We start from the raw sequence: 24,788 nt of genomic DNA on the forward strand, positions 1-24,788 counted from the left end.
GACTCCCTACTGGTGGCAGGTGTAGGTCGGGCTGCTGTCGAGGGTCTTGCCGTCCACGCCGATCAACTGCGTCTGGAACGTGGTGTCCGTCATGGACAGCTTCAGGATCCCGTACGTCTTCAGCAGCTTCGCGGTCGTGGCGTGCTTGGAGCCCAGGTCGTACAGCGAGGCTCCGCCGGAGCCGCCGACGATCTCGACCGGCCCGTTGGCGTCGGACTTTCCGCTGGCGTCCTGCGGCACGAACCGCTCGTAGTCGTGGTCGTGTCCATTGAGGACCAGGTCGACCTTGTTGGACACCATGAGGTTCCACAGCTGGATGCTGTCGGGATTGTCGCCGTGGTCGCCCGAGCTCCACCGTGGGTGGTGGTAGTAGGCGGCGACGCAGCCCTTGGTGGTGGTGGCCAGATCCTGCTTCAGCCAGGCCAGCTGGTCGGACCCGGTGTCGTCCGGGGCGAAGTCGTCATGGGTCATGTACGCGCTGGAGTCCAGCGCGATGAAGTGCCAGTTGCCCATGTCCCAGCTGTAGTACCGCTTTCCGTTCGGCTGGGCGATCGAGCCGAAGTACTTGTCGTAGCCGTTGTACTTCGGACTGTCGTAGGTGTCGTGGTTGCCGGGAACCGGGCGGGTGATGCTCTTGAACTTGCCCCAGGTCTTGTCGTAGTAGGCCTGGTAGTCCGACAGATGGGCGTCGTCGTACTGGCTGTCGCCCATGGTGATCACCGCCGCCGGCTTCATCTGGTCGACCAGCTTGGCCGTCTTGACGTGCGCACAGCTCGAACTGCTCGCGGTGCAGCGCTCGGCGATGTCGCCGGCCGCGGCGAGGATGAACGCTCCGCTGCCGCCGGCCTTGGTCTTCACGGTGATCGGGGCGCCGGCCGGCGACAGGTTGCCGGCGGTGTCCCGGGTGCGGACGGCGTAGGTGTAGCTGGTGTCGGCCGCCAGGCCGATGTCGGTGTAGGCCGGATCTTCGCTGCTGGCCACGGTTTTACCGTCGCGCAGGATGTCGTAGCCGGCGACGGCGACGTTGTCCGTGGCGGCCTGCCAGGTCAGGGCGACGCTGGTGTCCGTGGTCGTGCCGGCGGCCAGACCGGCCGGTGTGGACGGTGGCTGGGTGTCGCCCGCGGAGTCGGCGACACCGAAAACCTGCATCTCCCACAGGGAATAGCCGTAGCTGGTGCCCCGGGCCAGGCCGACCAGGCGCACGTACCGGCCGTGGGCGGAGAGGTTGGTGAGATCGTCGGTCTTGCCGTCACCACTGTCGACGGCGGAGACCGTGGTGAAGTTGGTGCCGTCGTCGGAGATCTCGACGCGGTACTGCTTGGCATAGGCGGCTTCCCAGTTGAGCAGGACCCGGTGGACGGTCGAGGCCTGGCCCAGGTCGATCCGCAGCCACTGCGGATCCTGGCCCTCGATGCTGGCCCAGCGGCTGGTGGTGCTGCCGTCCACCGCCTTGTCGCCGGCGTACGAGGAACCCTCGACAGTGGAGGTGGCGACCGGTTTTCCTTGGGAAAGAAGGACATCGGCCGCCCGGGTGGCGGCCGATGCGACAACAGCGGTGGGGATGAGCAGGGCGGCGGCGATGACGGGTATGAGGCGACCGGATGGTCGCAGGCGGGTGGAGGGCACGTCGCGCTCCTTCAGGGACCTTGGCGGTGGCAGGCGGCGGACCTAGGTGAACAGGAGGTAAACGGTAAAGAAACTTTCCTAACTAGGGCCGACTGTAGCGATGTGTGATCGGGCTGACAAGACGTGTCACAACCGTGAATCGGTCAAGTGGACTTATCGTCCGGCGTGTAAAAATGGCGCGCGCCAACGCGTTGCGAGATCTGCAACGAAGTAACGGGTAATCGAGCGGGCCTCGCTCTCGGGCGAGCCGCGATTGCGTTCCGTGCAACGCTCGGGTGCTCAGTCCTCGGCGGCCCGGGGCCCGCGACCGACGGTGATCGGTTCGAGCAACAGGCGGGGGCGGCCGATCTGAGCCGAGACGGGGTCCAGTTCGCCGGTGGGCGGCTTATAGCCCGGGCCCGGCTCGATGCGGATGTCCGGGACCGGGACGAGGCCGCCGCAGGTCTGGCAGTGATTCTCCTCGTCGATCAGCCCGTTGTCGGCGTCGTGACGCAGGGCGCGCTTCGTGCCGTCGGGCGAGTAGGACTCGTCACCCCAGTGCAGCAGGGCGCGGATCACCGGCCACAGCGCCACGCCACGGTCGGTCAGGCGGTACTCGACCACGCCGCCGTTCTCGTCCCGGCGGAACACGCCCTCCTGTACCAGCGACTTGAGCCGGCTCGTCAGCACCGCGCGGGGGATCTTGAGCTGGGTGGCGAAGTCGCCGAACCGCCGCACGCCGAAGAAGGCGTCGCGGACGATCAGCAGCGTCCACCGCTCGCCGACCACCTCCAACGCCCGGGCCAGGGAGCAGTTGGGCTCGGCGTAGGTGCTGGGAAGGGCCATGCCGCCCAGTCTACCTCGCCGGTTCGCTAAATGAACTGCCCCGTGCTAGTGTTTGGTTCAGTGAATGAACTGCCGGTCGGAGGAGTGACGATGTCGGCCCGCCCGCACGCCGAGAAGAGGTTCGCCGAGATCAACGGCGTCCGGCTGGCCTACCTCGACGAGGGCGAGGGGTCGGCGATCGTGTTCCAGCACGGCAACCCCACCTCGTCCTATCTGTGGCGCAACGTCATGCCGCACCTGGCCGGGCTGGGTCGGTTGATCGCCTGCGACCTGGTCGGGATGGGCGACTCCGACAAGCTCACGCCGTCGGGCCCGGACCGGTACTCCTACCAGGAGCAGCGGGACCACCTGTTCGCACTGTGGGAGCACCTCGATCTCGGTGATGACGTCGTCCTCGTCCTGCACGACTGGGGCTCCGCGCTCGGCTTCGACTGGGCTCGCCGGCATCCGGACCGGGTGGCCGGCATTGCCTACATGGAGGCCATCGTCACGCCGCTGTCGTGGGACGACGTGCGGGGCGGGTTTGTCCAGGAGGACAGCCCGGACCCGATCGGCGCTGCCGTGGCCGACTTCGTCCGCCGGATCAAGTCCTAGGAGTCATCATGTCTTCCGTGCTCATCACCGGCGCCTCCAAGGGCATCGGCCGCGCCATCGCCGTCGAGCTGGCCGGCCGGGGCCACCGGGTGGTCGCCACTGCCCGCCAGCCGGAGACGCTGGCCGACCTGGACGTCGACCAGCGGCTGCGGCTCGACGTCACCGACCAGGACAGCGTCGACCGGGCGGTCGAGGCCGCCGGTTCGATCGACGTGCTGGTCAGCAACGCCGGGGCCACCCTTCGGGCGCCGCTGGAGAGCGTGCCGCTGAACGAGGTGGAGAAGCTGTTCCAGCTCAACACCTTCGGCGCGCTACGCGTGGCGCAGGCCGTGCTGCCAGCCATGCGGCAGCGGGGTTCGGGGCGGCTGGTGTTCGTCTCCAGCATTCAGGGACGTCTGGTGCTGCCGATCATCGCGCCTTACGGGGCCAGCAAGTGGGCGTTGGAGGCGATAGCCGAGGGTTTGGCGTTGGAGGTCGGTCACTTCGGCGTCAAGGTCAGCGTCGTGCAGCCCGGCGCCGTCGACACCAACGGCGCCACCGGTGGGGCCAATTCGTTCTTCGCCACCGAAGACCCGTATTTGGCTCTGTACAAGCAGCTTCCCGCTCTGCGGCGCGAAGCCGTCACCGCCGAGCTGGTCGCCGCCGTCGTGGCCGACACCATCGAGCATCCGTCGCCGCCGCTGCGCGTGCCGGCCGGCGCGCCGGCCGAGCAGGCCCTGAAGGCACGCAAGGAAGCTCCGGACGGCGTGCCGTACATGCCGGTCGAGCTCGACTGGTGATCCTGGAACAACTGGAACAAGCCGGTTCTTGGCCACCGTCGGAAAATCGATGTTCATGGTTGCGAACATGAGGCTGTGGCTGGACACTGGGCACTCCACCGTCTCCGACACGTCGCATGCCGCCACATCTCGTGTCGACCACCGATTCGAGAGTTCATCGTGCTGCGAAAGACACTTGTTGTCGCCACGGCATTCCTGGTCACGGCGGCGCTGGCGCTGCCGGCGACCGCCGCCGTGACCCACCCGTCCGTGAAGGGCAAGGTTTACGCCGGCTACCAGGGCTGGTTCGACGCGCCCGGCAGCGGCTCGCCGATCAACAACTGGGTGCACTGGTCGGGCGGCGCCGCGCCGTCGCCCGGCCACCAGACGTTCGAGATCTACCCGGACATGCGCCCTTACCCGGCCAACGACCAGTTCCGCGCCGGCTACGCCAATCTCGGCAACGGCCAGCCGTCGACGTTGTTCTCCTCGTACGTCACGCAGACCGTCGATCTCCAGTTCTCGTGGATGCAGAAGTTCGGCATCGACGGCGCCGCCTTACAGCGCTTCACCAGCGACCTCGTGCAGCCCGGTTCGGCCCGGTACAACCAGCGCAATGCCGTCACCGCCAAGGCTCGCGACGCGGCCCAGAAGTACGGCCGGGCCTTCTACATCGAGTACGACCTGTCCGGCATGACCGACGACCGCGAGCAGGCGGTCAAGAACGACTGGACCAACGTCGTCAAGAACTCCTTGCACCTGACCGATTCCTCGTCCTATGCCTACCAGGACGGCAAGCCTGTCGTCGAGCTGTGGGGAATGGGTGTCGTCGGTTCGGCCGCTGACGTCGGTCCCAGCCTGGACCTGATCAACTGGTTCAAGGCCCAGGGCCTGTACGTGATCGGCGGCGTGCCTCGCGGTTGGCGCACCGACACCAATTCCAAGCCGGGTTACGCGCCCGTGTACCAGGCCCTGAACATGGTGTCCCCGTGGAACGTCGGCTCCCAGTCCGTCGACGGATCCCTGTTCGCCGCCGACCTCAAGGCCTTGTCGGCCCGGGGCCAGGACTACCAGCCGGTGATCTATCCCGGCTTCGCCTGGTCCAACTGGAACGGCGGCGCCCGCAATATGATCCCGCGCAAGGCCGGCTCCTTCCTGTGGCAGCAGGCCGCGGCGCTGCGTCAGAACGGCGTCGGGCAGGCCTTCATCGCCATGTTCGACGAGTACGACGAGGGCACCGCGATCGCGCCCCTGGCCGAGGACTCGTCGATGATCCCCACCAACCAGTACTTCCTCACCGCCAGCGCCGACGGCACCTTCCTCTCGTCGGACTTCTACCTGCGCCTGGCCGGCGCCGCCACCAAGATGATCAACGGCTCCGCTCCGCTCACCCCCACCGTGCCCATCCCGCCCACCGACGGCCCCGTCGCCTTCCGCACCGGCTTCGAGCCCGGCCTCGACGCCATGCCCAGCACGGGTTCAGGTGTCGCGGCGGCCAACCATGTCCTCCGGGCCCAGGGCTCCTCGGCCAGCCGACAACAAGTGTTTACCGTGCACATTCCAGTGCAGGCCTCGACCAAGCTCAGCTACGACCTGCTGTCCAGCGGCGGTGTCACCGTCGATCTCCTGTACACCGACGGCACCTCGACCGCCGGCCCCGATGCCGTTTCCGCCACGTGGACCCATGTCTCCCGGGATCTCGGTGCGGCGGCGGGCAAGACCATCAGCGGCATCGTCGTGAACACCTCCGGTGCTCACGACGCCTCCCTCGACAACCTCCAGATCGCCAGCTGAGCCACGGGGCGTCACGACCTCACGGCAGCCCACACAGTGCGCTCGGTGCGGACGGCGAGATCGTCGCGACGAAGGAGGTTGTCGTCGGCGAGCAGCTCGTCCAACGCGGCGAGGTCGTCGGGGGAGATGATGTCGGCGACGGCGGTTCGCAAGCGGCGCAAGGTGGTCAGGGCGTAACGCCCGATGGCGGGAGAGCGGGACTGTTCGATGTGGACGGTGATGGTCCGCTGCCCGTCCACACGGAAACCGGCGTCGACGAGCATCGGACCCCAGTCGGCGCCACGATGGGGCACGTGCGAAGCGTGCCGGTGGTGGCTGGCGGCGTGGCAGCGGTCCTCAAGGCCGTCCAGAGCGGGAAGGAAACGAGGCCGCCCAGCGAGTTCCACGACGGCGAGCAGGCCACCGGGGGCCAGCACGGAGTGGACCTGACGCAGCGTCCGCACGGGGTCGGCCATGTGGTGCAGGGAGGCCGACGCCCACACGAGATCGGGGCGGCCGAGGTCGGGCCAAGCGGCGTCGAGGTCGGCGACGACGGTGCGGACACGGTTGTCGACGCCGGCCGCGAGGGCCTTCTCCCGCAGCCGGGCCAGGTGCTCGGTCGAGGCGTCGACGGCGATCACCTCGGCCGTGGGGAAGTGCGTGAGCAGGGCGAAGGTGCCGGCTCCGGTGCCGGCGCCGAGGTCGACGATCCGGCGCGGCGGGGCCGCGACGGGCAGCCACGCGGTGATGGCGGCGGTGTGCTCGGCGAGCACCTCGGCGTCCAAATCGAGCATCTCGGCCTGGTCGGTGTTGGTCATGACGCCACCGTAGGCCCGCCGTGCGTCAGGAGCACAGCACCTTGCGTAAACGGCAAGACGACGGGCCGCTGTCCTGCCGATCCGGCAAGTCAGTCGTCGGTCGGATGCCCCCGACGAGCGTCCCGGTCGAAGATGCCCAGGATCTCGCACGGCCCGCCGACGGAGCCGATCGCGTGCGGCAGCATGGTGGGGAACTCGGCGGCCTGGTTGACCTCGACGCGCAGGCGGCGGTTGCCCAGCAGTAGAACGGCGGTGCCGGAGAGAACCACGAGCCACTCGTGGCCGGCGTGGGCGCGCATCCGACTCGGGTCGTCCGGCGGGCCGGTGATGCGCTGCCGCACGACGCTCATGCCCGGCTCGGCCTTGATCGACCACCGCATCAGCCCGTGCGCGCCGTCCAGCACCGGATTGACGATCACGTCGTCGGTGTCGGTCTCGACCAGCTGGTCCAGCGAGGTGTCCAGGGCCCGGGCGATGGCCACCAGCTGGTCGAGGGCCAGCCGGCGCTGACCGGTCTCGATCCGGCTCAGCGAGGACGGGCTCATCCGCGTGCGGCCGGCCAGATCCTCCAGCGACCAGCCCTGCGCCACGCGCAGCGCCCTGATGCGTTGCCGGACGAGGCCGTCCAGTTCGCCATCTGCTTGCGTCATACGCACAAGATAATGCCTCTGGCGCACGCTTCGGTACGAATAATCCGAATGATGCACAACCCGCCGTTCGGCGGGTACGTCCCCTACTTCCAGCCCTAAAACAGTTGGTCCCGTTCGCTGACGATTTCCGCACGGGTCACGCCAGTTGACCTCCCTGCGGAAGGTTCCACCTCAATGCTCTCCACCAGAACTGCCGCGGTCGCGGCTGCCTTGGCCGCGTCCTCACTGATCGCGGGCGGCCTGGTCGGCTCCGGCACGGCGGCCGCGCAGACCGACCAGATCGGCACCGACGGCGCGGGCCGGGTCATCGCCGTCGAGCCGGCCACGCCGGTCGCGGCCCCGGGCGGGGCCAGCGCGGCCACGGCCGCTCAGGCCCACACCGGGCGGCTGGCCCAGCAGTTCGGGCTCTCGGTCGGCGAGCTGGTGCTCGACAACGTCCAGCAGCTGCCGGGCGGCAGCGTGGCCCGGCTCCAGCAGAAGATCAACGGCGTGCCGGTGTTCGGCGCGCAGGTCGTGCAGGACCTGGACGGCTCCGGCGCCCTGTTGGCCGCGGTCGGCAAGACCAGCCAGCGCAGCGCCGGCGCGTTCCCCGCCGACGCCGCGGCCGCGCAGGCCAGGGCCGGCAAGGCAGCGGTCTCGGCCGTGGCGGCGAAGGACAGCGCGGCCAAGGCTTTGCGCGCCGACGCGGCCCAGAACTACTGGTACGACGCCAGCCTGGGCACCGACGGTGCCGCGGCCACCGCCGTGCCGTCCTACTTCGTGCCGGTGCACGGGGCCGACCCCGAGGACAAGTGGACGGTCGTCGTCGGCGCCGACACGACCAAGGTCCTGGCCGTCTGGGGCGAGACCCGCAAGGCCAGCAACCGCGTGGTGTGCGACGCCAAGCGCAAGGTCGTCGACCTGGACGTCGCCACTGAGGCCGACATCCGCTGCGGCGCGAACCAGCCGTTCGGCGTGAGCCGCAGCGAGGGGCAGGCCGCCTCCGCGACCGCTGACGTCAACAACGTCTACAACTACTTCGGCGCGGCGCAGTCGTTCTACAGCCAGTACGCCAACTACGACCTGACCGCCAACATCGGCGCGAACTACGGCGACGGCCGCGGCAAGGCCCTGCGCGGCACCGTGCGCATGTGCGAGATCAGCACCGGCCGGGACGGCGTCCGCCGTCAGCAGTGCCCGTGGGCCAACGCGTTCTGGGACGGCGAGCAGATGGCCTTCGGCGAGGGCGTCACCACCATGGACATCACCGGTCACGAGCTGACCCACGGCGTCACCCAGCACACCTCCGGCCTGTCCGGCGGCTACGCGGCGGCGATCAACGAGGGCATGTCCGACGTCTTCGGCAAGTTCATCGCCCTCAAGGCCAACGACCCGAACGCCGCCGGCGCCAACCGGTGGCTGCTGGGCGCCGGCTCCTCGCTGGGTCAGGTGCGGGACATGAAGAACCCGGCCGACTCCGGTGGGGGCGCGAGCCCCGACCGGGTCAACGGCCAGTACTGGGTCGACTCCGACGGCGAGGAGCACACCGACGCCACGGTTGTCGGCAAGACCGACTACCTGATCACCGACGGCGACACCTTCAACGGGCAGACCATCCGCGGCATCGGCGAGAACAAGTCGATCGCGCTGTGGTGGAAGGTCGAGAACCTGCTGCGCTCCACCGCGACGTTCAAGGACCTGGGCAACGCGCTGAACACCGCGTGCGCCACCAACGTGCGGACCAAGGTCGCCGGCACCACCGCCGACGACTGCACCCAGGTGGCCAAGGCCGTGAAGGCCACCCAGCTGCTGCAGAACGCCTGAGGCGACCACGGGGTGGCGCGGCTTCGGTCGCGTCACCCCGTGTCCATGGACCTTGGCGGTTCATTCACCGAACTAACTCGTGCTATGGTCGGTTCAGTGAATGAACCAAGGAGGTCTGTCATGTGCCAGTTGGACGCCGACTGATGGCCGGGCTGTTCCTGATCACGGGTGCGACCGGCAAGACCGGGCGCGGCACCGTCGACCTGCTGCTGGCCGGCGGGCATCGGGTGCGGGCGTTGGCCCACAACGACGACGAGCGTTCCCGGGCGCTGGCCGAGGCGGGCGCGGAGGTCGTGTTCGGCGACATGCACGACCTCGACAGCGTGACGGCCGCGATGCGGGGTGTCAGCGGCGCCTACTTCTGTTACCCCATCCTGCCCGGCTTGATCGAGGCCACCGCCAATTTCGCGCAGGCGGCGACCGAGGCCGGCGTCCGCTCGGTGGTCAACATGTCGCAGATCTCCGCCCGCCGTGAGGCTCGGAGCAACGCGGCGCGGCAGCATTGGCTGGGTGAAAGGCTGTTGGACCGGACCGATCTGCTCACCGCGCACATCCGGCCGACGTTCTTCGCCGAGTGGCTGAAGCTGTGGTGGGAGAAGCGGGACGGGGAGGGCTATCTGCGGCTCCCGTTCGGCGAAGGCCGACATGCCCCGATCGCCGGATCCGACCAGTCGCACGTGATCGCCGCACTGCTCCTGGATCCCGAGCCGCACGACCGCGCCGTCTACGGCCTGTACGGGCCGGTCGAGCTGAACCACCACGAGATCGCCGCGGAAATGTCGGCGACGCTTGGCTTTCCCGTGCACTACGACCCGATCAGCGTGGAGGAGTTCGCCTCGGCCATGGTCGACCGGGGGATGCCGGCGCACCGCGTTCAGCACCTGAGCAACGTGGCCGTCGACTACCAGCACGGGATTTTCGCCGGTGTCAACGACATCGTCTCGCGGATCGGCGGCCGGGAGCCGCTGTCGGTCTCGCAGTACGTCACCGAGAACAAGACCGACTTCGAGACCAGCGGGCCGCTCTTCGTTCCGCAGCCGTGATGCGTCGGGGCCGTTCGGTGAGTTCGAGCGTGACGCCGCAAGTCTCCTCGGGAAGGACGACAATGTCGTTGTCCGGCTCCCTGAGGCGGAACTGGTTGCCCAGCAACAGGTCCTTGGGAAGTGGGCTGATCCCCGGTTGCTGAGGGATTTCCCGGTGTTTCCGCCGGCGGCGTCGAAAGGTCGTCCAGCGCGCCTATCGTTGCCGGTGTTGGGGAATCAAGCCTTGAGGAGTGCACATGTTTTCAACGCTGGCCGCCCGTGGTGCGACGGCCGTCGCGGCGCTGGGACTGACCGCCGCCGGCCTGGCTCTCGCCCCGGCAGCGGCCGACGCCGCGCCGGCCGGGGGTGGCGCGTGGCTGTGCGTCGCGTCGGACAGCGACTACACGGCGGTGTTGCAGTGGCCGAACCGCGGCGGTATGGAGACGACCGTCGTCGAGCCGGGCCGCTGCAGCTCCGCCGGGCCGGACGAGCGCGGTGACCTCATCGTGGTGCTGGCCAACTACCGCGGCGCCACCGTCAACCTCGGTCACTGGTTCGGCGGCGGCTTCAACGAGACCGCCTACGCGCACGGGCAGTTCGGTGCCGGCACGGCCGGTTTCCAGGTCCGTTTCTGACCCGATCCGCTGCGGGCGCCGCCAGGTCCGCAGACATGTCGACGGCGTTTCCCCCACCCCCAGCGGGGATTCGCCGTCGACCACCATCCGGTCCACAAAGGAGCGTCATGCGCAAGCTCATCGCGTGCTGCACGGCTTCGCCTGCCCGCGGACCGGTCCCGGCGAGTGGCGCCTGATCGTCCTGTGCTGACGAGCCTCAGACCACGCCGGCCCGCATCGCGTACGCCACGGCGTGGGCCCGCGTGTGGAGGTTGTAGCGGGCCATCAGCCCGTGCAGCACGTACTTCACGGTTCGCTCCGAGTACGACAGCTCGGCCGCGATCTCGTCGGTGCCCATGCCCTCGGCCAGCAGCCGCAGGACATCGCGCTCCCGGGCCCCCAGCCCGGACATGGTCAGGCCGTTGGGTTCCAGGACGTCGCGCCGCACGCGGGCGAGCTCGGTCAGCAGCTCGCCCTGCATGGCGGGCGGCAGGAAGGCCACGCCGCTGTGCACGGCCAGGATCGCCTGCACGAGCCGGGTCGCGCGGAGGCCTTCGCGCGGCAGCACCGCCGCCACGCCGCACTCCACGGCGATCAGCGGGTTGACCGCGCGGAAGTCGTCGGTGACGAGCACACAGCGCGGCGCCGGGTCGGCTTTCGACTGCGCGCGGATGGCGCGGACCCACCAGTAGGTGTCCTCGTCGGACTCCTCGATGATGACAACGACCTCGGCGCGGGCCTGGTCCTCGTCGGTGAGCACCCGCAGGCGGATGTCGCCGTCGAGCAGGCTGGCGGCGCCGAGCGCGCTGAGCGGGTCCGAGGCGTGCACGGCGACGTCGACGACCGCCGCCCGCGTGACGGGGCGAGGTGACTGCTGGATCATGGTTTCAGTTTCCGGTTCTCTACTTCACAGGCCCTCGACCGAGGGCGTCAGATGACGCCGGTGCGCATGGCGTATGCCACCGCGTGCTGGCGATTGCGCAGGTGAAGGCGGCTGTTGACGCCGTGGATGATGTTCTTCACGGTCCGCTGCGAGTAGCACAGCTTCTGCGCGATCTCGGCCGTGTCGAAGCCGTCGGCCATCAGCCGCAGCACGTCCACCTCGCGGGCGTTCATGTCCGTGAAGTTCAGGCCGCGGGCGGCCAACACCTCGTGCTGGAGGTGCTCGGCCCGGGCGACCAGCGCGCCGAGCAGGTCGGCCGGCGAGGACTCGTCCCGTGAGGCCACGGATGCGATGGCGTCGAGCAACCGCTCGTCGGTGGCCGCGGCTCGGGGCAGCACAGCCACGATGCGGCAGCGGACGGCGTCGAGCAGGTCGGATTCGCTGACCTTGTTGGCGATGAGGATCGCCGGGCAGTGCGGCACGTCCCTGCCGATCGCCGCCAGGTTGTGCGTGGTGAGCCGATCCGGCACGAGGATCACCACGTCGGCGTCGGCCCGTGGCGGAGTGATCACCCGCACCTCGGGCCGAGAGGCGAGGTACCTCGTGATGCCGGCGTGGCTGATCGGATCGGATGCCTGCACGGCCACCCGGAAAGTCGGTCGCATGTCGATGTCCCCCAGAGACTCGCCTTCGATGAGAACGAGTCTTCCGGTTGTCACTTCATGAGCTCTCCACCGAATTGTCCGGGCACGTCAGAGGGGATATTCGCCGGCGTGCACGGCGGCCGCCAGCTCCACCCGGGACTGGTAGCCGGACCGCGTGAACAGCCGGCTGAGCCGTCCTTCGACGCTCTTCTCGGACGCCTGGAGCACGGTCGCCAGCTGCTTGTTGGTCAGGCCGTCGGCCGCCAGCACGGCCAGCAGGCGCTCGTTCTCGGCCAGCGTCTGCCGCCGCCCCGGCACCACCACGCCGTGGTCCCGCATCAGGCCCCGCAGCCACGACCGGCACAGCAGCGCGTCGAGCTCCTCGACGAATTCGTAGGCCTGCTTGAGAATCCGCGGATCGGCCAAGCCATGGCCGACCAGCCGCCCGACGGTGGTGGCGAACTCGAGCGGCTGCCGCCGGTCCGTCGCCAGCCCCATCGCGGTGTTGGCCAGCTCGGCGTCCCGCTCGACGATGGCCTGGACCACCTGGGCGCGGAGCCGGACGCCGGGGGAGTCGGAGACCCGCTCGGCCTCGCGGCAGCATCGCCGCGCCCCGTCGATGTCGCCCCGCCGGAGCTGGAGTTCGGCCAGCTGCGCCCACAGCCGGTCGGTGCCGAGGACCGTGCTGCGATCGGCGGCACGGGCCAGGCCTTGCCGCAGCCGGGTTCGAGCCTGCTCGTGGTCGCCGAGGGCCTGGTCGATCTTCGCCTCCGCCGAGTCCAGGAGGTACGGCAGCGCGGCGCCGACACTGCGGGCGCCGGTGATCAGCTCCCGGCTCAGCGTGAGCTGGCCACGGGCGAACGCGAGGGTGGTGATCCGCTCCTGGACGACGGTGGCGGCGATGTCGTCGGACCCGGTGCCCACGGCCCGGGCGAGGTTCTCGCCGAGCCGGAAGTCCCCGCGCAGCAACGTGATCGCCGCGCGATGGGCCGGGGCCAGCCGCTCGACCGCGATGCCGGCGCACGCCAGGATCTTCTCGACGGCCTCGGCGTCGGCGTCCAGCAGCGCCGGCAGCAGGCGCAGGTGGGCGACCTCCCAGTGGCTACCGGCTGCGTCGAGGGCGTGCTCGAACCGGTCCTGGCGTCCGAGCAGCAGATGGGCCTGCGCCAGCACGAGATGGCCCAGGCGGGCGGTGGAGGGCCGGACCCGCCAATCGCTTTCGTGCGCGGTCAGCAGGAGCCGCGCGTGGTCGGGATGGCCGTCCAGCAGAAGATCGGTGGCACGGCTCAGCGCGTGGCGGGCGGCGTCCGTCGGCGCGGACGGATCGCCTTTGCCGACAACGCGGCGGGCCAGCACGGTGAGCTGCGTCAAGACGTCGATCTCGGCGTCGGACAGGCTGTCGCCGTGCTCGTGCAGCACGCGTTCGGCGCTGCGTAGGCATTCCTCGTACGATCTGTGCCGATAGCAGGCCTGCGCGTGCCGGATCAGGATTCGCCGACGGCGCTGGTCGTCGGTGGTCACGTGGGCGGCGGCGAGCAGCCACCGCTCGCTGCCCGGGCCGTCCAGCCGGTCGGCGCACGCCAGGAGTTCCTCGCACGCGGTCTCCCGGTCGACGAGTTTTCCCGCCTCCGCCAACCGATCCGCGTAGTAGGTCGGGTCGACGTCCTCGGCGCTGCCGTCCCACACCGCCGTGACGGCGGCCCCGGCCAGCAGCCGCCGTTCGAACGGTCCGAGCTGGCCGGCGATCGTCGCCGCCACTGCCTCGGACCGGAACCGCCAGCCGTGCCGGCTCCGGCGCAGCACACCCGACCGGCACAGGCGTCCGATCACCGCCATGACCGCATCTGGGGCGGCCCCGAGGATTGCGGTGACCAGGGTCGGTAGGCCGGTGCCGATCGGGTGCAGCGCGGCGATCGCCTTGACGATCGGCCACTCCTCGGGCCCACCTCGCCGGATCTCGGCAATCACGGGGTGATCCGCCGGCAACACAGCGCTGACCGACGCGATCAGGTGGGCGCGCCCGGCGGCGAAGGCCACGCCGTCGGATTGGACCACCGAGGTAAGCGCTTTCGACAAGACGGCCGGCAACCCGCCGGACAACCGGCCCAGCGCGGCCACCAGCTCCGGTTCGGGGCGGGCCTGGAGGGCTTGGTGGGCGGCCATGGCGATGGCGGCCGGCCCGAGAGGCCGCAGGGTCTGCACCTGCGCCAGACCTTCGGACCACAACTGCCGCAACGTATCCCGCGCCGCCGGTGAGCCCGGCAGCTCGGCCGTGCACACGCAGGTCACGCCGGCCCGAACCAGGGATTCCAGCACTGCCAGCGAATCGGCGTCCAGCCAGTGCGCGTCCTCGATCAGCAGCACACGGATATCGGCTCGCCGCAACGCAGAGGCAATGGCCGCCGCAGTCCGCTCCGGCGGCGTCACGACACCCGTCAGCGGGCCTGCGTGCGTCCAGCGCACGGCGCCGGCCATGGTGATCGAGGACAACAGCGACGCCCCGAGCGGATGCGGCGAGCATCTGACGTGCAGAGCGCGATCCAGCGTGGCCCGCAATCGTTCCACCAATGCGTCGTGACCCGCTCCGACCGGTCCCACCACGGCGACGAGCGGCGTGCCGCGGGCGGCCACCAGGCCGGCGATGTCGGTCACGACGTGACCCGGGGGCCGTCGCCCGAGGCGATGCACAGGCCGGCCACCGTGATGGCCACGCCCGACGGGGGAGTGATCCGCACAGTGCCGGGACCGTCGGCCGCGTTGATGGTGACAGCCTTGTCCAGCACCAGGTTCTCCGCGTACTCGCCGGCCGCGACGACTCCACCCACCTCAGGTCTCCTTCATGTAGTGACCCGCCGGCGGCGCTTGACCATGGCCGCCGCGACGTCGACCCGGGTGCGGGCGCCGGTCTTGGCGAACACCCGGGAAAGGTTGTGTTCCACGGTTTTCTCGCTCATCCGCATCGTCACGGCGATCTGCCGGTTGGTGCGGCCCTGCCGGATCAGCGAGGCGATCAGCAGCTCCGTCTTCGACAGCGTCGACGGGCGATCCGTGCTCCGAGGGGCGGTGACGCCGCGCAGGCGCATGAGATCTCGGGCCCGGGCCCGCAGCGGCGTCGCGCCGAGCACGGTGGCGAGCTCGTGGGCCTCGTGCAGCCACGGCTGCGGCTCCGCGGCCAGGCCGCCAGCCAGCAGGCACACGGTCAGCAGCGCGGGGAGGTGGCCGCGGCGGCGGAAGAGGTCAGCGGTGTTGCGCAGCCGGTCGAGGTCGCGGTTGACCGCGCCACGGGCGAATATCAGCAGCTCAGGGGCTAGGCAGCGGCTTTCGATCTCGCCGAGCACGAGGACGGCCCGAACGGGGTCGTCGGCAAGCACGGCGATCACCACCAGCCGCATGAGCAGCTGCTCGTGGCCGGGTGCCGTGGGCGCGTCGAGGTAGGCGCGCCAACCGAGGTCGAACGCGTGGTCGCCGGCCCGCAGCCGCATGCCGCACTCGACCCAGGCCCGCAGCACGGGTTGCCGCGCGCCGGCGGCGGCCAGCCAGGACAGCGCCTGACGTTCGTCGCCCTGCTCGGCACACACCTCGGCGGCCAGCAGGCGGGCGATCGGGGCCTGCGCGCCGGCCAGCTCCAGCCGTCGGGCCGCCGCCAGCACGGCCGTCCAGTCGCCGGTGCGGTAGCCCCGCAGGACGCAGTGGTAGAGCGACGGCACCGAGTCCGGGGCGCCCCAGCCGTGCACCACGTCCAGCATGGCGGCGACGTCCTGCACGGCCGCCGCCTCGGCCAGCTCGGCGCGTTGAGCCTGCGACAGCGGCCCGCACCAGGACGTGAGGTCGGACGGCCGCAGCGGTTCGTCGGCGAGCCAGCGGTCGGAGAACGCGGCGGCGGCTGGCAGCACGCTCCGGACGGCGTGCGGGACGGGGCGGCAGGCGTGGATGGCCGCGACGGTGACCGCGGCCGCCGCGTCGGCGTCCAGCGGGGCGTCGGCGGCGAGGTCGAGGAGGGCCTCGACATGGCCGGTCCGGGTCAGCAGCCGGGCGAATTCGGCGGTGATCGGCCGGGGCCGCGCGGCGAGGAGCCAGCGAGCCGCCGTGTCCTCGTCGGCAGCCCGCTCGGCCGGCCTGATCAGCAGGTTGTCGTGACGGAGGGAGCTGCGAGACAGGTGCTCGGCGATCACGGCTTCGTCGCCGTTCAAGTGTTGGGCCACGGCGGCGTGCATGTCGCTGATGGCCTCGGCGGCCTCGGCCAGCACCCGCGCGGCCAGCGCCGGGCTCGGGCACGTCAGCTGCCCGTCCGCGGCGCAGTCCAACACCTTCAGCCGCACGAGCTCATCGACCGCGTCGCCGTACTCCGCCACCGTGCCGCCGACGGCCGCGACCAGCATCGGCAGGTCATCGACGCCGAACCTCACCGACGTCGCCATGGCCACCAGGTGCACACCGACCACGCCGAAACCGCGCACACGGGCCACAGCCTCATGCCCGACCGGCACCATGATCGGCAAGTCGGCCATGCAGGCGCGCCCGTGCACGACAACGAGCCGGCCCTCGCGCCGCAGCTCGTCCACAGTGGACAGCAGTGTGGCCGGATGCCGCCCGAGCGGGCCGAGTGCGGCAAGCAGGCGGCCCAACGTCGACTCGTCGAAGGGCGCCCCGAACGCCTTGGCCAGCAGCGGCTCGACGCATTCCGCCGGCAACGGCCCCAGATTCACGACGTGGTCGGCCAGGCCGCACAGGCTGCCGTCGTCGGTGCACGTGGCGACGACGAGGCACCGGGGCAGGCACATGGCGAACAGCGCGCTGGCCGGCGACGTCAGCGCGTCCACATCGTCGGCCAGCACGACAACGTCCTTGTGCCGGCTCAGGCGGCCGAACAGCCGCGCGAGTTCCGCCACCAGGCCGGACCGCCCCTGGGGCGATCGATATGTCAGCGGCTGCGTCAATGCCCGCACGGCTTCGATGGACGCCGCGACACCCGGCTCAGCGAATTCCTCGAAATGCCGTTGTGCGGCATGCAGGAGCGCGGTGGCGCCGAACTCGTCCCAGGCCGGGACGCCATCCCGAAAGGCCACGGTCAGCACGCGGGCGCTCGATGTCCGGCGGCCGAATGCCGCGAGCAGAGCCGATTTCCCGATACCCCGCGGGCCGCGGACAACGGCGAGGACGCGGCGGCGCGGGCCGATGCCGGCGAGTGTGGAATCGAGTGCGGACAACTCGGCGTCCCGCCCGTTGGCCGACGGCATGCGACCACCACTCTCCCTGATCCGAAATTCCCCGAATTCGTCTGGGACATCGTGGGTGGCGGCCGAGCGGATCGAGCGTCACGAGTGACGGCCGCCCACTGAGACTGCCTCTTCGAGCCACCGGCGGCCGGTGGTGCAACCTGCCCGGCACGGTGGGTGTTCGACGATTCAAGGAATTCCGCGCACGCCTGCTGTCCTTTGTGGACTATCGGGGTATCGGTGTCCGCTCAGGTAATTCCCCAGTTCTTGAACGAGGGAGGATCGAATCGGACGGGGTTGTTCGGGCAACCAACGTTTCACGACCAAACCTGACTCGCTCCTCGCGACGGGCGCTCGCTTTCCCGTCCGACCGCGCTGACCTCGGCTCTTGCCCGTCGGGGCCGGTGATTCGACCGACACTCGCCGACGACGTGAGTCGGTGGCGGCTAAGATGATCCGGTCATGGAAAGTCGAAGCGCGCGCCCCGGAATCGGCCGCTGCGCATCCATTCGCAGGGCATCCATCCACGGGCTATCCATCCACCGCGAGCCGAAGTGACTTCCGCCGAGTCGTCCCGGCTGCGGATCCAGTTGCTCGGCCCCGTCCGGGCCTGGCGCGGCGAGGCGGAGATCGACCTCGGCCGCGGGCGCCGGCGCGCGGTGTTCGCCATCCTGGCGGCCAACGCCAACAAGGCCGTCTCGCGCACCGAATTCGTGGACGGCATCTGGGGAGACGCGCCGCCGGCCAAGGCCGTCGGCATCCTGCACACCTACATCTCCGCGCTGCGCAAGGCTCTCGCCGGCGACGGCTCGATCCTGACCACCATCGAGTCGAGCTACTCGCTGGCCCTCGAACCCGACCAGCTCGACGAGCAGCAGTTCGAACAGCACCAGCGGGACGCCCAGTGGAGCTGGGAGAACGGCGACCTCCAGGCCGCGGTCGACGCCCTCGACGCGGCCGTCGGCCTGTGGCACGGCGACGGCCTCGACGGGCTGAAGGTGCCCTTCGCCGAGCTGTACCGGGCCCGGCTGGCCGAGCTGAAGGCCACCGCCCTCGAACGCCGGGCCGCGCTGGCCCTCATCCTCGGCCACCACGCCGACGCGACCGACGGCCTGGCGGCCACGGTGGCGCAGTTCCCGCAGCGGGAGGGGGCCCGCGGTCTGCTCATGGCGGCGCTCTACAAGGCCGGTCGCCGCGACGACGCGCTGCGGCTGTTCGACGAAACGAGCGAGATCCTCAGCGCCGAGCTGGGCATCGACCCTGGCGCCGCGCTGCGGCACATTCGCGGCCGCATCCTCGACGGCGAGCCGCTGACGGCCGAAGACATCGGGGCCACCACCTGGATGCCCCGCCCGGCCGCGTCGGCGGTCGACCACCTGACAGCCCTGGAGCGGAAACGGCCGGCCGTGCCGGAGCTCTTCGTCGGCCGGCGGCCGGAGCTGGCCCGGTTCACGGCGCTGCTGGCCGACCTGGACCAGGGCCGGGGCGCGTGCGTGTGGGTCGAGGGCGAGGGCGGCATCGGCAAGTCGTCCCTGCTGGCCAAGGCGCTGGCCGGCGACCGCATGACCGTGTGGGCGCGGGGGGACGAGCTGGCCGGTCCGGGCAAGGCGATCGGCCAGCTGCTGACCGCCGTCGAACAGGCGTGCCGGCGGTCGCCGCTGGTCCTGGTCGTCGAGGACATCCACCTCGGCCGGGACACCGACCTGCTGGCGTGGACCAGGCTGTCACGCCTGACCCGTTACCTCCCGCTGCTGCTGGCCGCCACCTGCCGTACCTTCCCCCGCAGGCGCGAGACCGTGCAGCTGCACAACGCCGTGCACATGACCGGCGGCCACGTGATCCAGCTCGAACCCCTGGCCTCGAACGACGTCTCCGTGCTGGCCATGGGCCGCCTCCGCCACTCGTACACGGCGTCGCTCATGCCGCTGCTGCGCCGGGCCACCGGCAATCCCCGGCACGTCCACGACATTCTCGACGTGGCGGTGGCGGCCGCGGCCCGGCGGGCCAGCGCGGCCGGCTTCGAGCTCGACATGGCGGCCGTGGTCTCCGGGATCGCCATCGACCGGCTCGAATCGCTCGACTCCGACACGCGGGACGTGCTGCGCTGGGCCGCCCTGCTCGGTCCCGAGTTCTATCCCGGCGACCTGACCAGGATCATGCGGGTGCCGGCGGCCGCGCTGGCCGGCGCGATCGGGGAGGCCACCACCGCCGGCGTGCTCGTCGAGACGCGGGACAGCCTGGCCTTCCGCGACGAGGCCGTCCGGCAGCGCCTGCTCGACGGCACCGAGCCGGCCCAGCGGGCGGTGCTGCACCGCGAGGCGGCCGAGACCCTGGCCGCGGCCGGCGCCCCGGTCGAGCGGGTGGCGGCCCAGCTGGTCCAGGCCGTCCCGCCGGTCGACCCGTGGTCCTTCCGCTGGCTGCTGGCCAACGCCGAGGCCATCGGGTTCGCGGCCCCGCAGCTGGCCACCGAGCTGCTCACCCGTGCCGTCGCCGGGCCTTCCCTGCTGCCCGCGGAGCACGAGATGCTCGCGCTGCGGCGGATCCGGCTGCTCGGCGCGCTGGAGCTGGACCCGCGCGAGGACGTGGCCGCCTTGCTCGCCACCACCGCCGACAGGGAGATCGCCGGCGAGCTGCACTCGATCCACGCCCACCTCGACTACCACTTCGGCGCCGTGAGCGAGGCCCTGGCCCGGCTCCGCGAGGCCGGTCGTCTCGCGTCGCTGCCCGCGCACTGGCGGGCTCGGTATCTGACGTTGCGGGCGCAGATCGAACGCGAGACGTTCTCGGACATCACGGTCGTGCTGCTGGCCGCGACCTGCGCCCTGGACGCCGCCGTCGCCGTGGGCGATCCGGCCGCGATCTCGGAGGCGTTGCGCGAGCTCTGGTACGCCGAGACCGTCCGCCGTGACCACCCGGCGGCGTTGCAACACGTCGACCGCGCGCTCGCCGTCACCGCCGGCGTGCCGAACCTGGCCGAGCGCCGCATGGTCCTGCTGGACATGCGCGCCATCACGCTCGACAAGATGGACCGCCCGGTCGAGGCGTCGGCCGCGCTGGCCCAGGCGCGGGCGGCCAGCCACCGGACCTCGTATCTGACCGCGCGCCATCACGTGACCGCGGCGATCCACCACTACTGGCTCGGCCGCTGGGACGAGGCGGTCGCCGACCTCGATCTCGCCGACAAGCATCTGCTCGACAGCGTCAGCCAGCACCGGTCGACCACGTTGCTGCGGCTGCGCGGCTTGGCCGCGCTCATCGCCGTGCGACGGGGCGACAACGACGGCGCCCAGGCGCATCTGCGAGCCCTGGACGCGTGGCCGGTCAGCGGCCGCCGTAACGAGGACGGCAGTGACTTCCTCCTGGTCGCGCGGTCGATCGTCGACGGCGACAAGCTGGATCCGCTGTCCGATCTCGACTACGGCCAGTCGATGGCCCGCCACCAGTGGCTGCCCATGGTGGTCAGGGTCGCGCTCGAAGCGGGGGACTCGGACCGTGTGCAGGCCGCCGTGGACGCCAGCCGGGCCGAGGCCGACCGGGAGCGCGAGCCGGGCCGCGCGCAGTGGGCCCGGCGGTGGTGCGAGGCGCTGGTCGAGCGCGATCCGGACACGTTGACGCTGGTCGGCCGGCATCTCACCGAGCTCGGGCGGCTGGTCGAGGCCGCCGACGCGCTGGTCGACGCCGGGACCGTGCTGGCCGAACGGGGCCGCACCGCCATGGCCAACCTGACCTTCCGCAACGCCCTCACCATCTATGCCGAGCTGGGCGCGTCGCGGGACATCGACCTGACGGAGCAGGCCCTGCTCCGGCTCGGCGTCCTCGCGTCGGACGACACCGCGCGGCAGCCGATCGTCGCCGGCTGGCACTCGCTCTCGGACATCGAGCGGCGGATCACCACGCTCGTCGCCGCCGGCAAGGCCAATCCGGAGATCGCCGGCGAGCTGGCGCTGCCCCGCCGCGACGTGCAATGGCACATATCGCACGTCATGCAGAAGTTGGCCGTGCGGACGCGGTCGGAGCTGGAGAACCGAATGTTCAGAGCCGCCATCGACCACTAGCGGACGTTGTCGTCCCTCGAATTCGCGGCCGTACTGGGGAAATGGGGCACTGTGGCATCCGAGGCACTCACGATCGAGGTGCTCGGCCCGCTGCACACGTGGCGCGGGGACGTGGAGATCAAACTCGGACCGGCCCGCCAGCGCGCGCTGTTCACGGCCCTGGTGTTCCGCAACGGCGGCAGCATGTCCCGTGAGGAGCTGATCGAGGCCGTCTGGGGCGACGAGGCGCCGGCCACCGCCGACGGCAGCGTGTACACCTACATCTCCGGGCTGCGCCGGGCGCTGGAACCGGCGAGGTCCAGTCGCGGCGTGAGCGCCGTGCTGCCGTCCGACGGCACCGGGTACCGGGTGCTGGTCGAGGCCGACGCGGTGGACGCGACCAGGTTCGAGTCGTTGTCCCACGAGGCCGCGAACGCCCTGGCCGACGGCGATGCGGCGGCCGCGGCGGGCCTGGCCGAAGATGCGTTGGCGATGTGGCGCGGCGAGCCGTTGAGCGGGCTACCGGGGCCGTTCGTGGTGGCCTGCCGCCGCCGGTTGACCGTCGTCCGCTCGATGCTGTTGGAGACCCGGTCCACCGCGTTGTTGCAGCTGGGGCGGCATGCCGAGCTCGTGCCGGAGCTGACCGCCCTGGTCGGTCAGGATCCGCTGCACGAGGGCCTGCGCGGGCTGCTGATGATCGCCTTGTACCGGTGCGGCCGGCAGGCCGACGCGCTCGACCAGTACCAGCAGGCGCGCACCATGCTGGCCGAGGAGTTCGGCGCCCAGCCCGCTCCCGAGCTGTCCCGCGTCCACCAGCAGATCCTCGCCGACGACCCGACGCTGGCCGGTCCCTCGGCCTCGGCCGCTGTCGTGCCGCGGCCGGCCCGGCCCAGCCCACGGGCCCATGGGCTCGTCGGCCGTGAGTCCGAGGTCGCCCAACTTACCGCGGCGGTGGCGGGCCTGGTCGCCGGGCACGGCCGGGCGGTGTGGATCGACGGCGAACCCGGCATCGGCAAGTCCGAGCTCATCGCCGCCGGTCTCGGTGCCCTGGACTCCGCGCCGGTCGAGGTCTGTTGGGCGTCCGGCGACGAGTTGGCCCTGCGCTTCCCGCTCCGCGCGATGCTGGAGTGCCTCGCCGTCGACACCGACTCCCCGGATCCCCGCCGGGCGCACGCGGCGGAGCTGATCGAGAAGTCGGCCACCAGCCCCACTTTGCTGGGCGGGGCCAGCAGCGCCTTGGTGGCCATCGACATCCTGGTCGACCTCGTGCACGAGCTGTGCGCCGAACGGCCGGTCGCGGTCGTCGTCGACGACATGCAGTGGGTCGACGAGGCCAGCATGCTGGTGTGGAACCGCTTGGCCCGCGCCACCGACCGGCTTCCGCTGCTGCTGGTGAGCACCTGCCGGCCGATGCCGCGCTCGGTGGCCCTGGACAGCATGCGGGAGACCGTCGACAAGCACGGCGGCGCGATGATGCGGCTCGGTCGCTTGTCGGAGCAGGCCGTCTATCAGCTGATGGAGGGCATCGTCGGCGCGGCGCCCGGGCCGGGGCTGCGGCGGATGGCCAGTCGGGCCGGCGGAAACCCCTTGTACGTTCAGGAATTGGTCGACGCCCTGGTCCGGGACAACGCGGTCCAGGTCTCGGCCGGCACCGCCGACGCCGGCACCTCGACCGAGGCCGTCACCCCCGTCTCGCTCGTGTCGGCGCTGGAGCACCGCCTCGGGTTCTTGTCCTCCGGGGCCATGACTCTGTTGCAGCACGCGGCTTTGCTGGGCACCGAGTTCCGGGCCGAGGATCTGGCCGCCGTGCTGATGTGCCCGGTCGGCGAGCTCGATCCGGCCGTCGAGGAGTCCATTGCCGCCGGTGTGCTCTTCCGTGGCGGCGATCGGCTGGCCTTCCGGCATCCGTTGGTCCACCAGGTGCTTTACGAGCGCATCGCCCATTCCGTGCGAGCCGCGATGCACCGACAGGCCGCCGAGCAGTTGGACCGAGCCGGCGCGTCCGTGGACGCCGTGGCCCGTCAGCTCGCCGCCGCCCCCCTGTCGGTCGACGACTGGACCATCGGCTGGGTTTGTTCGCACGGAAGGAAAGTGGCCGTCCAGGCCCCGGACATCGGCGTCGACCTGTTGCGCCGGGTCGTTTCCGGCGCCGCTCCGTCCGATCCTCGGGTGCAGGGCGTCACCGCCGACCTGGCCCGGGTTTCCTACTGGCTGGGCGAGTCACCAGAAGACGAGGCACGCTCAGTTCTCATGTCCACTGCGGACCGTGAGTTGGCGGGGGAGATGCAGTGGATTCTCGGTTGTGCCTTGTACCGCCGTGGTCTGGCTCGCGAAGGCGTGGAGGCGTTGCGGGCCGCCGTGCACGGCACGGAGGCGTCCGATGTGTGGCGGGCCCGTTGTCAGGCGTTGTTGGCCGGGCGGTTGGGCATGGGGCTGGGGGAGCTCGACGCCGGCGAGGCCACCGCGTGGGAGGCGGTGCGGCGGGCCGAGGTCATCGGCGACACCTTCGCGCGGTCGTACGCGTTGGAGATGCTGTGGCTGTTCCGCACCATTCAGCGTGATCACGTCGAGGGGCTGCGCTTGGTCGACGAGGCTCTGCGGGTGATCGAGCAGGGGCCGCAGACCGACGCCGAGCTCTCGCACCTGGAGCTCAGCCTGTTGGACAACCGCGTTTTCAGCCTGCAGAACCTCGACCGGCTGCCCGAGGCCGATGAGACCCTGCTGGCCGCCGAGCAGTTGATGCGTCGCGACCGGTTGCCCACCGGGCTTCCGGTCGCGACCGCCGTCAACCACTACTGGGCCGGTCGTTGGGGTTCGGCCATGGAGACGCTGGACGCCGTTGTGGACGCCCGTGGTCTGGACATGGCGTTTCACGGTCTGCGCGAGAGCGGGCCGATGTTGTTGCTGCTCCACGGTGTCGCCGCCCTGATCGCCGTGCTGCGGGACGAGGGCGACGCCGCCACCGCGCACCTGGCCGCCGCCGACGAGCTGCCCCTGTTGACCTCCGCCGACCGTGAGAACTGTGATTTCCTCATCATGGCGGAGGCTTTGGCCGCCGAACGGGACGGCGAGACCGATGCTGCGCTCATCGCGTTGACCCACGTCCTGGACGAGCGGTATGCGCCGATGATGTTGCGGCACCAGTGGTTGCCCGACGCCGTCCGTATCGCTTTGCAGGCCGGGAAGCTCGACATCGCCCGCCGTGCCTTGGAAGTCTGCGAGATGGAGGCCAAGCGGGAGACCGTGCCCGCCCGGGCCACCATCGCCGTGGCCCGGTGCCATGCGCTGATCAACCGCGATCCCGCCGCCGCTTTGGCCGCCGCCGAGCACTACTTCGAGGTCGGCCGCCCCGTGGAGGCCGCCTTGGCTTTGGAGGACGCCGCCGTGCTGTTGGCCTCAGCCGGCCTGCGGGAGGACGCCCTGGACGTTCATGCGAGGGCCATGCGGCAGTTCGACGTGCTCGGCGCCGCGTGGGGCTCGCGCCGCGCGACCGCCCGCTTGATCGCCGCCGGGGTCAGTCCCGGGTAG

At 70.7% G+C, this 24,788-nt stretch carries 17 protein-coding genes; 8 read left to right on the top strand and 9 right to left on the bottom strand.

Annotation, left to right across the window (positions count from 1 at the left end):
* Positions 1-6 precede the first annotated feature (6 nt).
* Positions 7-1,626: a discoidin domain-containing protein gene (locus AB0M73_RS08370; protein WP_363888521.1), complete on the bottom strand. Its 1,620-nt coding sequence runs from the start codon at positions 1,624-1,626 to the stop codon at positions 7-9.
* A 279-nt stretch (positions 1,627-1,905) separates the two neighbouring features.
* A complete protein-coding gene (locus AB0M73_RS08375; protein WP_363888523.1) occupies positions 1,906-2,451 on the bottom strand; it encodes a helix-turn-helix domain-containing protein in 546 nt (181 codons plus the stop codon).
* Positions 2,452-2,541: 90 nt separating this feature from the next.
* Between AB0M73_RS08375 and AB0M73_RS08380 the strand changes: the two genes are divergently transcribed.
* The 3 genes from AB0M73_RS08380 to AB0M73_RS08390 all read left to right on the top strand — a co-directional run bounded on the left by AB0M73_RS08380 (position 2,542) and on the right by AB0M73_RS08390 (position 5,597).
* Complete coding sequence (locus AB0M73_RS08380; protein WP_363888527.1) at positions 2,542-3,045, top strand: alpha/beta fold hydrolase; 504 nt, start codon at positions 2,542-2,544, stop codon at positions 3,043-3,045.
* A gap of 8 nt (positions 3,046-3,053) precedes the next feature.
* The gene (locus AB0M73_RS08385) at positions 3,054-3,824 is read left to right on the top strand and encodes an SDR family oxidoreductase (protein WP_363888530.1); all 771 of its coding nucleotides are present in this window, start codon (positions 3,054-3,056) and stop codon (positions 3,822-3,824) included.
* Positions 3,825-3,983: 159 nt separating this feature from the next.
* Entirely contained in the window at positions 3,984-5,597 is a 1,614-nt protein-coding gene (locus AB0M73_RS08390) for a glycoside hydrolase family 71/99-like protein (RefSeq protein ID WP_363888531.1), read from the top strand.
* A gap of 11 nt (positions 5,598-5,608) precedes the next feature.
* Here AB0M73_RS08390 and AB0M73_RS08395 read toward each other — a convergent pair whose 3' ends face one another.
* Together AB0M73_RS08395 and AB0M73_RS08400 are read right to left on the bottom strand one after the other, a co-directional pair.
* Positions 5,609-6,394, bottom strand: coding sequence for an L-histidine N(alpha)-methyltransferase (locus AB0M73_RS08395; protein WP_363888533.1), 786 nt, complete (start codon positions 6,392-6,394; stop codon positions 5,609-5,611).
* A gap of 89 nt (positions 6,395-6,483) precedes the next feature.
* Positions 6,484-7,044 carry an XRE family transcriptional regulator gene (locus AB0M73_RS08400; protein ID WP_363888536.1) on the bottom strand — a complete coding sequence of 187 codons (561 nt, stop codon included), beginning with the start codon at positions 7,042-7,044 and terminating at the stop codon, positions 6,484-6,486.
* A 174-nt stretch (positions 7,045-7,218) separates the two neighbouring features.
* Here AB0M73_RS08400 and AB0M73_RS08405 point away from each other — a divergent pair, with 174 nt between their 5' ends.
* The 3 genes from AB0M73_RS08405 to AB0M73_RS08415 all read left to right on the top strand — a co-directional run bounded on the left by AB0M73_RS08405 (position 7,219) and on the right by AB0M73_RS08415 (position 10,504).
* A complete protein-coding gene (locus AB0M73_RS08405; protein WP_363888539.1) occupies positions 7,219-8,847 on the top strand; it encodes a M4 family metallopeptidase in 1,629 nt (542 codons plus the stop codon).
* Between the two features lie 122 nt (positions 8,848-8,969).
* On the top strand, positions 8,970-9,890 hold the full coding sequence (locus AB0M73_RS08410) for an NmrA family NAD(P)-binding protein (protein WP_363888542.1): 921 nt from the start codon (positions 8,970-8,972) through the stop codon (positions 9,888-9,890).
* Between the two features lie 236 nt (positions 9,891-10,126).
* The gene (locus tag AB0M73_RS08415) at positions 10,127-10,504 is read left to right on the top strand and encodes a hypothetical protein (RefSeq protein ID WP_363888544.1); all 378 of its coding nucleotides are present in this window, start codon (positions 10,127-10,129) and stop codon (positions 10,502-10,504) included.
* Between the two features lie 196 nt (positions 10,505-10,700).
* Here AB0M73_RS08415 and AB0M73_RS08420 read toward each other — a convergent pair whose 3' ends face one another.
* From AB0M73_RS08420 to AB0M73_RS08440, 5 genes are all read right to left on the bottom strand, one after another.
* Positions 10,701-11,366, bottom strand: a complete 666-nt coding sequence (locus AB0M73_RS08420) for a response regulator transcription factor (protein WP_363888546.1) — start codon at positions 11,364-11,366, stop codon at positions 10,701-10,703.
* 47 nt (positions 11,367-11,413) lie between these two features.
* Complete coding sequence (locus AB0M73_RS08425; protein ID WP_363888549.1) at positions 11,414-12,031, bottom strand: response regulator transcription factor; 618 nt, start codon at positions 12,029-12,031, stop codon at positions 11,414-11,416.
* Between the two features lie 87 nt (positions 12,032-12,118).
* Positions 12,119-14,662: a LuxR C-terminal-related transcriptional regulator gene (locus tag AB0M73_RS08430; RefSeq protein ID WP_363888551.1), complete on the bottom strand. Its 2,544-nt coding sequence runs from the start codon at positions 14,660-14,662 to the stop codon at positions 12,119-12,121.
* A complete protein-coding gene (locus AB0M73_RS08435) occupies positions 14,659-14,835 on the bottom strand; it encodes a hypothetical protein (protein WP_363888553.1) in 177 nt (58 codons plus the stop codon). The genes AB0M73_RS08430 and AB0M73_RS08435 overlap by 4 nt, the downstream gene beginning before the upstream one ends.
* A gap of 12 nt (positions 14,836-14,847) precedes the next feature.
* Positions 14,848-17,247 carry a LuxR family transcriptional regulator gene (locus tag AB0M73_RS08440; protein WP_363888556.1) on the bottom strand — a complete coding sequence of 800 codons (2,400 nt, stop codon included), beginning with the start codon at positions 17,245-17,247 and terminating at the stop codon, positions 14,848-14,850.
* Positions 17,248-17,780: 533 nt separating this feature from the next.
* Here AB0M73_RS08440 and AB0M73_RS08445 point away from each other — a divergent pair.
* Together AB0M73_RS08445 and AB0M73_RS08450 are read left to right on the top strand one after the other, a co-directional pair.
* Positions 17,781-21,281: a BTAD domain-containing putative transcriptional regulator gene (locus AB0M73_RS08445; protein WP_363888559.1), complete on the top strand. Its 3,501-nt coding sequence runs from the start codon at positions 17,781-17,783 to the stop codon at positions 21,279-21,281.
* A 51-nt stretch (positions 21,282-21,332) separates the two neighbouring features.
* A complete protein-coding gene (locus AB0M73_RS08450; protein ID WP_363888561.1) occupies positions 21,333-24,788 on the top strand; it encodes a BTAD domain-containing putative transcriptional regulator in 3,456 nt (1,151 codons plus the stop codon).

Origin of the sequence: Kutzneria sp. NPDC051319 (assembly GCF_040682195.1) — a bacterium.
Lineage (GTDB): Bacteria > Actinomycetota > Actinomycetes > Mycobacteriales > Pseudonocardiaceae > Kutzneria.

Coding starts and splice junctions, on each gene's coding strand:
- AB0M73_RS08375 (WP_363888523.1), bottom strand. CDS start 2,451: ATGGCCCTTCCCAGCACCTACGCCGAGCCCAACTGCTCCCTGGCCCGG.
- AB0M73_RS08380 (WP_363888527.1), top strand. CDS start 2,542: ATGTCGGCCCGCCCGCACGCCGAGAAGAGGTTCGCCGAGATCAACGGC.
- AB0M73_RS08385 (WP_363888530.1), top strand. CDS start 3,054: ATGTCTTCCGTGCTCATCACCGGCGCCTCCAAGGGCATCGGCCGCGCC.
- AB0M73_RS08395 (WP_363888533.1), bottom strand. CDS start 6,394: ATGACCAACACCGACCAGGCCGAGATGCTCGATTTGGACGCCGAGGTG.
- AB0M73_RS08400 (WP_363888536.1), bottom strand. CDS start 7,044: ATGACGCAAGCAGATGGCGAACTGGACGGCCTCGTCCGGCAACGCATC.
- AB0M73_RS08405 (WP_363888539.1), top strand. CDS start 7,219: ATGCTCTCCACCAGAACTGCCGCGGTCGCGGCTGCCTTGGCCGCGTCC.
- AB0M73_RS08415 (WP_363888544.1), top strand. CDS start 10,127: ATGTTTTCAACGCTGGCCGCCCGTGGTGCGACGGCCGTCGCGGCGCTG.
- AB0M73_RS08420 (WP_363888546.1), bottom strand. CDS start 11,366: ATGATCCAGCAGTCACCTCGCCCCGTCACGCGGGCGGCGGTCGTCGAC.
- AB0M73_RS08425 (WP_363888549.1), bottom strand. CDS start 12,031: ATGCGACCGACTTTCCGGGTGGCCGTGCAGGCATCCGATCCGATCAGC.
- AB0M73_RS08440 (WP_363888556.1), bottom strand. CDS start 17,247: ATGCCGTCGGCCAACGGGCGGGACGCCGAGTTGTCCGCACTCGATTCC.